11 protein-coding genes are annotated in these 13,960 nt (G+C 40.8%); 4 read left to right on the top strand and 7 right to left on the bottom strand.

Annotated features, from left to right (window positions below):
• Positions 1-270: 270 nt before the first annotated feature.
• The 3 genes from J2S05_RS12530 to J2S05_RS12520 all read left to right on the top strand — a co-directional run bounded on the left by J2S05_RS12530 (position 271) and on the right by J2S05_RS12520 (position 3,940).
• Positions 271-2,586, top strand: coding sequence for a S8 family serine peptidase (locus J2S05_RS12530; RefSeq protein ID WP_306983281.1), 2,316 nt, complete (start codon positions 271-273; stop codon positions 2,584-2,586).
• Between the two features lie 110 nt (positions 2,587-2,696).
• Positions 2,697-3,230, top strand: a complete 534-nt coding sequence (locus J2S05_RS12525) for a signal peptidase I (protein WP_306983279.1) — start codon at positions 2,697-2,699, stop codon at positions 3,228-3,230.
• Positions 3,227-3,940, top strand: coding sequence for a hypothetical protein (locus J2S05_RS12520; protein ID WP_306983277.1), 714 nt, complete (start codon positions 3,227-3,229; stop codon positions 3,938-3,940). Before J2S05_RS12525 ends, J2S05_RS12520 begins: the two co-directional genes overlap by 4 nt.
• Before the next feature lie 56 nt (positions 3,941-3,996).
• Here the strand turns inward: J2S05_RS12520 and ltaE are convergent, their stop codons facing one another.
• Positions 3,997-5,034, bottom strand: coding sequence for a low-specificity L-threonine aldolase (gene ltaE / locus J2S05_RS12515; protein ID WP_306983275.1), 1,038 nt, complete (start codon positions 5,032-5,034; stop codon positions 3,997-3,999).
• 150 nt (positions 5,035-5,184) lie between these two features.
• Here ltaE and J2S05_RS12510 point away from each other — a divergent pair, with 150 nt between their 5' ends.
• Positions 5,185-5,931 (top strand): SDR family oxidoreductase, encoded by a 747-nt coding sequence (locus J2S05_RS12510; RefSeq protein ID WP_306983476.1) that lies wholly within the window; start codon positions 5,185-5,187, stop codon positions 5,929-5,931.
• A gap of 476 nt (positions 5,932-6,407) precedes the next feature.
• Here the strand turns inward: J2S05_RS12510 and srtB are convergent, their stop codons facing one another.
• The 6 genes from srtB to isdC all read right to left on the bottom strand — a co-directional run bounded on the left by srtB (position 6,408) and on the right by isdC (position 13,951).
• A complete protein-coding gene (srtB, locus tag J2S05_RS12505) occupies positions 6,408-7,157 on the bottom strand; it encodes a class B sortase (RefSeq protein ID WP_306983273.1) in 750 nt (249 codons plus the stop codon).
• 12 nt (positions 7,158-7,169) lie between these two features.
• Positions 7,170-7,937 carry an ABC transporter ATP-binding protein gene (locus J2S05_RS12500; RefSeq protein ID WP_306983272.1) on the bottom strand — a complete coding sequence of 256 codons (768 nt, stop codon included), beginning with the start codon at positions 7,935-7,937 and terminating at the stop codon, positions 7,170-7,172.
• Positions 7,924-8,907 carry a FecCD family ABC transporter permease gene (locus J2S05_RS12495; RefSeq protein WP_306983270.1) on the bottom strand — a complete coding sequence of 328 codons (984 nt, stop codon included), beginning with the start codon at positions 8,905-8,907 and terminating at the stop codon, positions 7,924-7,926. Before J2S05_RS12495 ends, J2S05_RS12500 begins: the two co-directional genes overlap by 14 nt.
• 13 nt (positions 8,908-8,920) lie before the next feature.
• Positions 8,921-9,796: a heme ABC transporter substrate-binding protein IsdE gene (gene isdE / locus J2S05_RS12490; RefSeq protein WP_370873645.1), complete on the bottom strand. Its 876-nt coding sequence runs from the start codon at positions 9,794-9,796 to the stop codon at positions 8,921-8,923.
• Between the two features lie 85 nt (positions 9,797-9,881).
• Entirely contained in the window at positions 9,882-13,232 is a 3,351-nt protein-coding gene (locus J2S05_RS12485) for an NEAT domain-containing protein (protein ID WP_306983266.1), read from the bottom strand.
• A 26-nt stretch (positions 13,233-13,258) separates the two neighbouring features.
• The gene (gene isdC / locus J2S05_RS12480) at positions 13,259-13,951 is read right to left on the bottom strand and encodes a heme uptake protein IsdC (RefSeq protein ID WP_306983264.1); all 693 of its coding nucleotides are present in this window, start codon (positions 13,949-13,951) and stop codon (positions 13,259-13,261) included.
• Positions 13,952-13,960 lie beyond the last annotated feature (9 nt).

Genomic DNA, 13,960 nt, shown 5'->3' with positions numbered 1-13,960 from the left:
TTTTTTCTCTTATTATTATAGATTATATCAAAATTTAAGACTATTTTTGCGATATTCTCACAACTATCTGAAAGTTCTTATTAATAAAAGACTTCTATATCAGCTCTATCATGAGTAATGCCTAACTCACTCTATCTTTAGACATAATTTTAGTAGAGTTAATTCTATGAGATTTGTGTTAATGCACTATATTGATTCATATTCTCTAAATTTTCGCTATACTTCATCTCAGGAATAAACAAAATACAATGTTTTGAGAGGAGCGCTGCGATGATAATCGATAAAAAAAACCGCAAGCCGTGGAATGTAATGGTATTAACGGCTCTATCAACAAGTCTAGTGTTTGGAGGGATTGGATATTCCCCTCTTTCGGTATCTGCCGAAACAAAAACGGGTTCACTTAATGTATCCGAGGATATCAAGTTAGATAGTACTGAGATCGTTTCGGTCATTGTAGAACTGGAAGAAGCTCCTGAGCATTTAGCCATTGCAGAAGCATTAGAAAAAGGAGAAAATCTATCAGAATCACAAGCGAAGGCTAAGGTAGAGACGTCTCAGGATTCATTTGAAGAAGACTTATCGACTACTCATTCATCTTATACAATTACCCATACGTATCAATCCGTGTTTAATGGTTTTACCATCGAATTACCTGCAAATCAACTAGAAACCCTTACTGAAATAGAAGGGGTGAAAACGGTTTGGGAAAATGAAGAGGTTCAACTCATTGATCCTGTTTTAGAAGAAAGTGTGCTAGAAGAGGCGATTGAACCTTATATGGCAGATAGTGTGCCTTACCTTGGAGTTGATCGACTTCATATCGATGGAATTACGGGTGATGGCGTGAAGGTCGGCGTTCTCGATACCGGCATTGACTACACGCATCCTGACTTAGCTGCAGCATATAAAGGTGGCTATGATTTTGTTGATGGTGATGATGATGCACAGGAAACAACCTATGACGATTGGTTAGCATCAGGCGAGCCTGAATTCAACGTTAATGGAAATTCATATTATACTTCTCACGGTACCCATGTGGCTGGGACTATCGCTGGACAGGGTGACAACGAATCAGATTTCGCAACAACTGGGATCGCACCAGATGCGGATCTTTATTCTTATCGAGTATTAGGACCTTATGGTTCAGGGAGTACCGCTAATGTAATTGGAGGAATCGAACTTTCCGTTGAAGATGGAATGGATATTATTAACCTCTCCCTTGGTTCTGCTAACAACGATGCATTATCAGCAACTAGTGTAGCTGTTAATAACGCTGTTTTAGCCGGTGTAACTGCTGTTGTTTCAGCAGGTAACAATGGAAGAGATGGCATGTATACACTTGGTTCTCCTGGTGCCTCGCCACTTGCTATTACAGTGGGTGCCAATGATGTACCATTAGTTTTCACTGACTTTACTGGTTATCTTGATGAATCATTCTCAGCTGGTCTAGTAAATATCTCAAGTGGATTTGATACAGACTTTGATGAGTTAGAAGCGGGTGAATATGGCATTGTTTATGCCGGCCTTGGTTCTGTTTCAGAATTTGACCAAGTAGATGCAGAAGGTAAAGTCGCTCTTGTAGCGCGTGGAGAGTTAGCTTTTGTAGATAAAATTGCTAATGCCAAAGCAGCTGGTGCTGAAGCGATTATTATCTATAATAACATCGCTGGTGCCGGACACATCCCTAACTACTTTGGAGAAGGTGTGAACTTTGTCGCTGGATTCTCTTTAACCTTTGAAGATGGTACTGCTTTACGAGATGCCATTAATGAAGACAGCACATTCTCGTTTGGTGATCGAAGCGAATCACAGACTCCAGGTGGTGTACTAGCAGACTTCAGTTCTCGTGGACCAGTTAATGAGTCATTCGCAATTAAGCCTGAGGTAAGTGCACCAGGCGTAAATACTCTCTCTCCTGTTCCTTCGTATATGAATGGTCCTGAATATATAGGTGATTTTGAGTATGCGTACGGACGTAAATCAGGTACTTCCATGTCGGCACCACACGTTGCAGGAACGGCTGCCCTTTTACTTGAAGTGAAGCCAGAACTAGCTCCTGCAGATGTTAAAACAACGTTAATGAACACGGCTAATCCAATGACATTAGATTATAGTGTGTTTGAAATTGGCGCTGGTCAAATTGATCCAGTTGCTGCCATTGAGACAGACGTGCTTGTTCAAGTTAAGGGAGAGTCTCTTACACTTGACCCTCTAAACAGAGTCACAGCAATTAAAGATCTAACAGGTGCATTAAACTATGGCACTTTTGCTAAAAACGGCAAAAACGTTAGAGATTTTCAATCCGTAACCTTTAAGAACGTAAGTGCGGAAAGTAAGACATTTACGATCGAATTTGATCATCATGTAGGTATTCAAGGCTCTAAAGATGCGGTACTAAACGGCGTTGCTTTCCAAGCGCCACAAACGGTTGTTGTACCTGCAGGTGAAACGATTACCCAAAATATTTTCTTCATTAGTCCTAAAACAGCAGAAGCTGGAACGTATGAAGGCTATATCAATATTACAAATCAAGCTGACAGCAATGAGCAATATCGTGTTCCATTTGCTGCTGGACTCACGAATTAAAAAGTACATGTAGAGTCGGATTGGAAAGTGTTTTGGAAACGAACACTTTCCCTTCCTTTTACACTAAGGTACGCGAATGGAGCCCTTAGCTACAGGAGGTAATGGTTGTTATGAAGCGAACCCTTTCGTTCGTTATTAAGTCTTTTATTGGGCTCCTATGTTTAGGAGTAGCCTTTCTTTTTATTCAGAATCAGCAACAAAGTGAGCAAACGCCAAATTTATTTGGCTATTCAGCCTTAACGATCTTATCAAATAGTATGCAACCGGAATTCAGCGAGGGAGATGTCATTGTGATCAAACAATCACAGGCAGACGAACTCGTTGCTAATGACATCATTACGTTTGGAACCAAAGAAGGACATCGCGTCACGCACCGGATCACAGATTCAACGGAGCAGGATGGAAATTTCTTTTTCACTACTAAGGGTGACAACAATAATGTTGCTGATGCTGAACCTGTTTTTGAAGGACAGGTTATTGGCAAAGTCCTATTCTCCATTCCGATGCTTGGACTTGTATCTCGTTTTGTTTCGGAACCGATTGGATTTATGGTCCTTATTGTTTTACCACTAGTAGCTTATGTCGGCATTACTGTTTATGAACGACTAGCAAGACCAACCAAAAAAGAGGAGGCATTTAAATGAAAAAGACAAAAAAAGCATTACTTGGAACAGCATTAGCAGGAGCATTAGTTATGGGGGCAGGATTTGGATCATACTCTTGGTTCACCTCTGAAATTCAAGCAACTGGACAACTAACAACGGGAACACTTGAAATAAATAATGGAAACAATATTGAAGAGAACATTGTAAACTATAGTGGCTTTGCTCCATCAAATCTTGTGTTCGGAGATTGGTTAACAATTGAAAACACAGGCAGTATGGACACGAACCTAGAAGTTGAATTCTCACATGAGCTTGACCAAAATGTAGACATTTCTTCTTTCAAAGTTGGCTATATAGCGATTAAATACACGATTCAACCAAGTAGAGACGTGCTTGAAGCCACTCAATTAAAGCTCCAAGAATTATTTGACGGTGTGACAAACGAAGTGGAGACACAAGCTGCTATTGCCGAGATTACGGATGATGCAGAAATTGTGAGTGGATTTGTTGAAGCACCTGCATTTAGAGCATTTAGTGATGGAGCTGTTAATACAGGTGGTTTTGTACTTGGAGATGGCGCTTTGTCTGGATCAACTAATGAGTTCTGGCAACTAGATGAATCTCAATACATTGACTTGAATTTCGGCGTGAAGCTCGATGAGAACGCAGGAAATGAATATCAAGGATTAGCTTACTCAGCTTCATTAGACGTAGTTGCTAAACAAACAGATGACGGTGCGGAGAAGTAAAAATAGCAAAAGCAGAAAATCCAATGGATTTTCTGCTTTTTTATAGGAACCACGCTTTATTTAACTAGTTTTTCTGAGGTTATCTGCTTTAATACATTCGCTGTTTGTTCAATCGCTTCTTTTGATACATCATAATGAGTAACCAATCGGACAATGGTTGGTGCAAATGCATTTGCGAGAATCCCATTTTCTTTTAAGAGATCAACAAACTGTTTTGAAGTTAACCCCGTTTCTGACACATCCATCATCAGGATATTTGTTTCAACCTCTCCAACAACACGTAAGAGTGGAGTTGTATTTACTTGCTCTGCTAACCACGAAGCATGCTCGTGATCCTCCTCTAATCGATCCATCATCTCCGTAAGAGCGATGATGCCAGGTGCAGCAAGTATACCCGATTGACGAAGACCTCCTCCTAAGCGTTTTCGCCACTTTCTTGCTTTTGTAATAAATTCAGAGCTCCCTGCAATAATCGAACCAACTGGTGCCCCAAGTCCTTTTGATAAACAGATTTGCACGGTTGTTACATATTGTGTGAAATCAGTCATCGGTCGCTTTAACGCAACGGCAGCGTTCATTAATCTAGCACCATCTAAATGTATAGGGAGATGGTGGCGCTCTGCTACAGCATATATTTCTTTCATTCTCTCAGGAGACGTGACCGTACCTCCGGCGCGATTATGAGTATTCTCCAAACAAATTAGTCCCGTTTCAGCTTCATGGATATCAGATCCTCGAATAGCAGCCTCAATATCTAATGCACTCATCGATCCACGTTCTCCCTTTATCGGAAAAGGCTGAATCCCTGCAAAAGCCGAGGTTGCCCCTCCTTCATAGCGAAGAATATGCGAGCCTTCTTCCAGAATAATTTCCTGACCTAAGGAACAATGAACCAAAACAGCAATCTGATTCCCTTGTGTCCCACTTGTTACAAAAAGGGCCTCTTCTTTTCCTAGCATCTCAGCTGCCAGCTCTTCCAATTTGCGCATGGTTGGATCATCTCGATATACATCATCTCCAACCTCAGCCTCAAACATTTTCTGTCTCATCCTGTCTGTCAGCTTTGTTACTGTATCACTTCGAAGATCAATCATTACACAACACCCCTGACCTGTTAATTACTTGTAGTATACCATCATCTGAAACAAAGAGTCTGTACGTTCGTTAACTTGAATGACATGGTAATGTTTTAGATTTTGTTCACCGGGAAAACCATATATTACGATAACAAATATGAGGTGTTAATCATGAGTATCGAAGGAAAAGTCGTAATTATTACTGGTGCTTCAAGTGGAATTGGTGAGGCAACTGCCAAAGAACTTGGGGCAAACGGAGCAAAGGTCGTTCTCGCAGCAAGAAGAGAAGACAGACTTCACTCTTTACAAGAGAATTTACAAAAAGAAGGCATTGAAGTTGCATACAAAACAGTAGATGTAACCTCTAATGATGAAATGGAGCAATTGGCACAATTCACCCTTGAAAAATACGGTCAGATTGATGTAATTATCAACAACGCTGGTTTAATGCCACTAGCAAACCTAAGCAAGAAAAAAGTGGACGAGTGGAATACAATGATTGATGTGAATATTAAAGGCGTTCTCTATGGAATTGGCGCAGTATTACCACATATGAGAGAGCGCAAATCAGGGCACATTATAAATATCTCATCGGTGGCAGGACACGAAGTTATGCCAGGGGGAGCGGTCTATTGTGGAACAAAATTTGCTGTTCGTGCAATTACTGAAGGATTACGTAAAGAAGAAGCAGCCGAAGGAAATAATATTCGAACAACCATTATTTCACCAGGAGCCGTAGAAACTGAATTGGTCGATCATATTACAGATTCAGATGCCAAACAAGGCGCAGACGCACTATATAATGTCGCCATCTCACCTGACAGTATCGCCCGTGCTATTCGCCATACAATTGGTGAACCAGATGACGTAGCGACAAATGAGATCATCATCCGTCCGACAGCTCAAGAATTTTAAATTGACAGAGTAACAAACAAAAGGGACAACATATACATGGTTGTCCCTTTCGTTCTGCAATCTATTCATAACATGAGTGACTTCGCATCTTGCTAAAGTCTGCGGTCCTCTTGTTGCATGCGACGTCGCTCTTGATCATTTTCTAAGGCAGTTGGTAAAACGTAATTTGTCTTAGTTATAAGTTGGTTCTTCTTGATTAACCCTAAAAATTGAGTAGGGTCAATAAAAAAGGTCATGTTTATGCCTGGGGTTCTTTACATGTCCAAGATAAGGCTCATTGACCTTGATAAGATACGAACTCCTCTTGATAAACCCAAAGCAATCTTGGTAACGTCTTCTACCACTTGGTAAAATCTTATCCTTCTTAATTTCAGACGCCTCTCTCTTGACCACGCCCTTTGCCTCTTGATAAATTCCTGTTTATCTTGATTTTACACTCGTCCTTCTTGATAAGCGTTCTTGCATGAAATACCCCACTAGCGTTTAACCAACTTACCGTGAACAACCAATCTACCTTCTGTAGGATGTAAGGAGTAATCACAGGTCGACAGCGTTATAATCTGATCCTCCGATGAGAGTTCAACATCTGACTCATACAGTGATTTCGATCTAATTTCCTCTAAAAATTGATGGTATGTATCATCATCTTGAAATTCTGTTTCAATATAATAAAAATCTGTATGCGTCTGATAAGCTGAGAAAACCTCTATATCGTATTGCTCATATAAGGTGTCATAGTACATGGAAGGGGGATCTTCAAAAAAATCCTTTTCCATAAAATTTGTTAATCCGGTAAACATACTTGCATCTTTCATCCGATGTCCATAGAGAATGGTGTGCTTCGGTTGATCTGTCACATCATTTCGATGGTCAAGAAAAATACTTCCGGCTCGCGTTTCTTCCTTTTTATAATTTCGATCCAAATAATATTGATTATCTTCAGATTGAAGAACTGGATAATCAATCGCAGTATCTCCTACTTTAATCCATCCAATAATATCTTGATTAATTGATTGTAAGCTTGCGAATGAAGGCAACATCCCACCTTCTTCTTCAGGAATCTCAATCTCTCGTTCGTCCTCTTCTTGGTAATAGATATTCTTCGCTTCAGCTAATACGTGTCTATTTGACACATAATCATATCCGATTGATCCAAGACTCACTAGGGAATACATAAGCACAGCAAGAAAAAAAGTTGTGACCACTTTATTAAATAGCTTTTTCATCTTCTACTCCCTTCAAAGACCCATTGGCAGCATAACCATTCCAGCATCCTCATCGTGACGAACGACCACATCAATTCCATATACATCCTTCACAAGCTGTTTTGTCATAATATCTAAGGGTGAACCATATTGAACAATGGCTCCTTTGTTCATCACAACCAGCGTATCACTGTATCGAATAGCCTGATTTAAATCATGCAAAACCATGACAACGGTTAGTTTCTTTTTGTGATTAAGCTGCCGAATAAGTTCTAGAGTCTCAACTTGATAATACAAATCAAGAAAAGTAGTAGGTTCATCAAGCAACAGCATCTCAGATTGTTGAGCTAATGCCATCGCAATCCATACTCTTTGTCTCTCTCCACCTGACAAAGCAGCAAGGCTAACATCGGCTTTTGTTAAAAGATTTGTAACCGCTAATGCTTCTTGAACAGCTTGTTCATCTGCATCAGTCCATCCAGATAAAAGTCTTCGGTGCGGCTGACGACCATAAGCTGTTAATTTTTTTACCGTTAAATCCATCGGTGCATCATTTTGTTGATAAACCACCGCAAGCTTTTTCGCCAATGTCTTTGCCTGAAGGGAGGATAATAATTCGCCATCAAACATGATTTCACCTGATTTAGGCGAAAGACTTTTAGCCATCAGAGCAAGTAAAGTAGATTTCCCACTCCCATTTGGACCAAGTATCGTGGTAATTGCTCCTTTTTGAATAGATAGACTGAGTTCATGAATAAATGTAGGTGTACCATATGAAAAAGTTAGATTATGAATGTCCATGTAATTGACCACTCTTTCTAAGTAAAAAGATTAGGAACGGTCCACCGATGACAGCCATCAAAATGGATGCGGGAATTTCGTTTGGCGCCAGAATGGTTCGCCCGATCGTATCAGCTAGTAACAAAAGGAAGGCCCCACCAATGGCCGAGAATGGTAGGAGAAGCTTATAATCAGACCCAACTAATTGACGACCGATATGCGGAACTAACAAACCTAAGAAAGCAATGACTCCAGCCACCGCTGTAGCAGTTGCTGCTAATATCACTGCCGCAACCGAAACAATGATTCTAGCCCTCATGACATGTAGCCCTAAACTTGACGACGTACGATCATCCAATACAAGCATGTTGCACCAATTAAATAAACAAAGTGCAATAAGAATAGCAAGGCCACCATAGATCATCATCATATTTGCCTCTGACCAAGTTTTCATAGAAAGGGTTGAGGTAGTGGCAGTTGAGATACTTGTCACGGAATAACTGCCTCGATAATTAAATGCTTCTGACAATCCTGTAAATGTTGCATGGATCGCCACACCAACTAGAATTAGTTTCATCGGACTAAGCCCACCCTTCCAAGAGAGTGAATAGACCAACACACATGCAATCATACCGCCAATAAATGCAAACAGCGGCATATAAAAAAACAGCTGAGGGAAAATGGTTACAGCTAAAATCGCTGTAAAATTAGCTCCAGACGAGATGCCAATAATGCTGGCATCAGCTAATGGGTTCCGCATCACCGCTTGCAGTAACGCACCAGACACAGCAAGGGCGCCGCCAGCAAGGGATGCCACAATGATCCGCGGAAAGCGCAGATCATAGATCACATTCACCTCATCATCCAAACCTGAAAGCACACCTTGAATCAATCTAGTAAACGGTACCTGAATACTACCACTCATTACGGACCAATAAAGAACACCCGAAATAAGCAAAATAAGTGTGCCAAATACAGCGACGTATTTCATTTCTTTCCCACCTTTAATTTGGTACCGGATAGAGCATTTTTTGTAGTTCTTCTAAAGCTTCGACCACAGCAATATTACCGGTTGTCCCAAAGATCAGCTCCTCCAAGTCATATACTTGACCTGATTGAACAGCATTAAAATGCTTCCAAATATCATTCGCTTGAAATTCTTCATTAAACATATCCACAACTTCTTCAGGCATCCCATGAGCTGCTCTTAAAATTACGTCAGGGTTAGCCTGCTGAAGGTATTCAGTATTTGAAGCAAGATATTCAGCCTCATTCTCTCCTTGAACGATATTTTCTCCTCCAGCCATTTGCACTAGATCCCCAATATACGAATGCTCAGTCGCGACGAGATAACTTCCAGGCACCCCCATCAAGATCAAAACAGAAGGAGCCTCATACGCCTCTGTTTCTTGCTTCACTTCGTCTGCCTTATCATGAAAGGAATCAACTAAGGCCGTTGCTTGTTCAACTCGATCAAACTGTTCTCCAATCGCAAGAATCTCCTCTGACATCGCTTCAACACTCTGAAAATCTAAAAACTGCACATCGATATCCGCTTGATTAAACGGCTCTTGCAAATCGGTTTCAAGTGTTGTGACACTCCATACTTCATCTGGTCGTAGGCTTCGCACCATTTCCATATCTGGACTCATTGGGTTTCCAATCTCAGGAAGTTCATCATAGCGAGAGGGTAGTTCCTTATAGCTAGTTGGGATGCCCACTAGCTCCAAATCTAAGGCACCTGCTAATTCAGTGGAAGAAACTGTCGTTGCAATCACCCGCTTTTCTTCAGCTAAAACCTCTTCCTTCTTTTCAGATTCCTGTGACGATGGTTCCTGAGAAGCTGGCTGACATGCAGTGAGAACTAGACCGATACACATGAACGAAAACAGAATGCGATGATTCATTCTAATCAGCTCCTTAAATGAGAGCCTTGGTGCATCATGCACCAAGGCTCTATGAAACTTATTGCACCGTACGTTTACGTAGATACTTCCATGTGAAATAACCTATAGATAAAAGGAAGAGAGATACATATAGCCAAACAATTGAATTCTCTGAAGTCTTGGCATTTACTTCTTTGCCACTTAAAGCTACCTGATTAGAATTTGGTTTAACTGTATCTTTATCCCCTCGATCATATGAAAGAGGATCTGTTTGGTTGTTTCCTGGACCATTAGTAAGATTAATAGGAGTACCTGCTTTTATAGGTAAAGGTGGTTCTTGATCCTTCTCTATTAACTTCAGGCTATCTACATTTAAGGCAATTTGAACATCATATTGATTGTCATATTGGATAGGAGACACAATGATGTGAACCCATGCATCTACCTTTTTAGAAAGATCATCTGTATCAAAACGAACAACCCGTTTACCTGCAGCTTCGTCTTCTGAGATGACCTCAGGACGTTGGTTCTGTATCTTTAAGTCCTGATACCAGTCGCTATTCGTTAGTGTTAGATCGACTGTAAATTGACCATCCTTCACAAAAACAGTAGCTGGTTTTTCCGTGTATTGATCCATAACAGAGATTTCGCTTGTCCCATCTTTTAAGACTGAGAAATCAACCTCATAACGTCCATCTACAAGTTCATCAAGATCATTATCTTTGTTCTGATCTTTTGGACCCTCATTATTATTCGGTTTTTTTACATCTCCGGGTTGACTAGGTGTCACCGGAGTTGGTGGTTGCTCATCTTTTTTGACTAATTCTAATGAATCTACATCAAGTGCAATCTGCACATCATATTGATTGTCGTACTCAAAACCTGGAACTCCTGTCACAACAATATGCACCCATGCATCAACCAAAGTCGATAGACTATCTGTTTCGTATCGTACGGTCTTTTTATTATGATCTTTATCCTCAGATACTACTGCAGGCTTTTTCCCATCAATGGTTAGCTCTTTATACCAATCATTGTGCGTTAACGTCAGATCCACACTGAACTTTCCATCCTTCACATAAATCGTGGCTGGTTTTTCTGTGTAGTCATCCATGACAGATGCTTCATTTGTTCCATTTTTGAAAACAGTGAAATCTGCTTCGTATTGACCATTCACAAGCTCTTCTTCATCCGTTCCTGGATTTTCAGGAGTCGGTTGTTCTGTCCCTGGATTTTCAGGTGTTGGTTTTTCATTTTCTGGTTCTTCTGTTCCTGGCTCCTCAGGTGTTGGTTCTTCTGTTCCTGGCTCCTCAGGTGTTGGTTGCTCCGTTCCTGGATTTTCAGGAAGTGGAGTTGGATCAACATCCTCTTCAATTAGCTTTAATGAAGTTGCGTCAAACGCAATTTGCACATCATATTCGTTGTCGTAGTCAAACCCTGGAATACCTGTCACAACGATGTGTACCCATGCATCTACTTTCTCTTCAAGGCCATCCATCTCAAACTGAATCACTCGTTTGTTAGCCTCTGCATCCTCTGAGACTGTAGCTGGTTCTTCTCCATTAATCGTTAATCCTTGATACCAATTACTATTTGTTAATGTTAAATCAACTGTGTATTCACCATCTTTAATAAAAATTGTAGCTGGTTTCTCTGTGTAGTCATCCATGACAGATGCTTCATTTGTTCCATTTTTGAAAACAGTGAAATCTGCTTCGTATTGACCATTCACAGGCTCTTCGTCATCTGTTCCTGGTTCTTCAGGAGTCGGTTGTTCTGTTCCTGGTTCTTCAGGTGTTGGCTCTTCGATTGGAGGGGCTGGTTCTTCTGACTCTTCTAACTCGGCTCCTTCTAGATCAAAGAACAAGCGAAACTCTCTAACATTTTCATAGTACTGTCCATTTCCTAATGGAACTCTCATTGATACCTTTGCTGGTACTTCGCTTATTAGTTCATTAAATATATACGCATAGGATCTAGTTTGATTTTGTTCATCCTCATCTACTACACTTCCTGATGTATACTCGCCATCGGCTTGAAGTTGAATATCCGTAATGACGTGACTGTCCTTAGTAGTAAGTGTAAGTGTTGATACTCCATCCTCTACTACGAGTGAAGTAGGGTTTGTTAAGTAATCACCCATTGATGACGGACGATCTTCCGTTGCGTGCTTTGATTCAAACAATATGTTATAGTTGCCGTCCTTCAGTTCATAAGGTTGCTCCTCTTCTTCATCCGTTCCTGGTTCTTCGGCTTCTGGTTGTTTTTCCGCTTCATCTAAAGCCAATACCACTCGGAAACTTTGAGTATTCTCATATACTTGACCATTTCCCATCGGAACTCTCATTGATACTTTTGCTTGAACCTCTTTTGTTAGCTCCGATAATTGAAATTCATATGTGCGGATTTTTGTCTCTGCATCTTCTTCAGTGATGTTGCCTTCTTTAAATTCACCATTTGATTCCAGCTGCAATCCTGTAATGACATCACTATCTTTAGTTGTTAGTTTTACAGTGGCTTTTCCATCCTTAACGACAGCTGTTGTTGGACTGACTAGATATCTACTCATTGTAGAATCTCTGTCTTCCGTTGAATGCTTCGTTGTAAATGGAATGTGGTACGTACCATCTTCTAATGTTACAGGTTCCTCGGCTCCGGGCTCTTCGGTTCCTGGTTCCTCTGTTCCTGGTTCTTCGGTTCCTGGTTCCTCTGCTCCTGGTTCTTCAGTTACTGGCTCTTCGGTTCCTGGTTCTTCTGTTCCTGGCTCTTCGGTTCCTGGTTCCTCTGTTCCTGGCTCTTCGGTTCCTGGTTCTTCTGTTCCTGGTTCCTCTGTTCCTGGCTCTTCTGTCCCTGGTTCCTCTGTTCCTGGTTCTTCTGTTCCTGGCTCTTCGGTTCCTGGTTCCTCTGTTCCTGGTTCTTCGGTTCCTGGCTCTTCAGATTCTGGCTCTTCTTCTACTTGAATAGGTTCAAGTGTTGATTGATCAAATGCGATTTGTACATCATATTCATGGTCATAATTAAATCCTGGGATACCAGTCACAATAATGTGTACCCACGCATCAACCTTTTCTTCTAGATTCGAGATAGGGAAACGTACAATACGTTCATTATTATTTGGGTTCTCCTCTACAACTTCTGGACGTGAGCCTTCAATTGTAAAATCTTCATACCAATTACTATTTGTTAAAGTCATATCAATAGAAAAGCTACCATCTTGTACAGTCAAAACAGCAGGTTTTTTTGTATAATCATCCATGACCGATACTTCATTTGTTCCATCTTTATGAACTGCGAACGATACTTCGTATGTGCCATTTTTAAGCTCCTGATTTTCTGCATACGCTACATTTGAGAATGATGGTAAAAATGTAGCGAGTACAAGCAGAAAAGCCAGGAAGCCGTTTACTAGTGATTTATATTTTGCTTTCATCACATGCAGCTCCTGCCTTTTTAGAATTAGACTTGTGTAACTCGTTTACGAAGGAGTACAATAGCACTGACAATGGCAAGACTCATAAGCAAAAACACCGGCGTTTGATCGCTGGTTTGCGGGTTCTTCTCGCTTGTTTTGCTTTCACTCTGATCAGTGGTCTGTTTATTGTCATCGGACGGTTGAGTTGTTCCCAGCAACTCGCCGTCTTCTTTGCTGTCCTCGTTTGTTTCTTCCTTCTTATCATCTTCTGAATTTCCACCAGTTGAAGTAAGTGTGGTCTCATCAAAGTCAAAACGAATGGTATAGCTATGATCGTAATCAATATCTGGTACAATGACGTGAATTTTTGCTTCAGTCATGTCGCTTATTCCGTTAATCGGAAATTGAGTCACACTAGTATCTGCTTGTTCATTAACCGAAATAACAGAGACATCCGAGAATCCTCCATTACGTGCTGTTTGAAACTCCACTATCCACGAACTGTGGTTTAGGCCCATCTCTGCAGTTATTTCTCCGTTCTCCACATACAAAGTAGCTGGCTTCTCCCAATAATCATTGGCAATTGATGCCGAAGGATCTTGTCCGTGCATCACCGTGTAGCTAATTGTATACGTCCCATCTTCTAATTGAGCATGGGCTTGACCTGGACCGGTTACTAAAAGAGTGATTAATAGCATAACGATCGTCATCAAACTAATTTTGCTTGTTACCTTCATTCTTTTTTC

The organism is Alkalicoccobacillus murimartini (assembly GCF_030813245.1).
GTDB classification, from domain to species: domain Bacteria; phylum Bacillota; class Bacilli; order Bacillales; family Bacillaceae_D; genus Alkalicoccobacillus; species Alkalicoccobacillus murimartini.
Note: the sequence above shows the minus strand (reverse complement) of the source record. Positions and strands in the feature narration are given on the sequence as shown.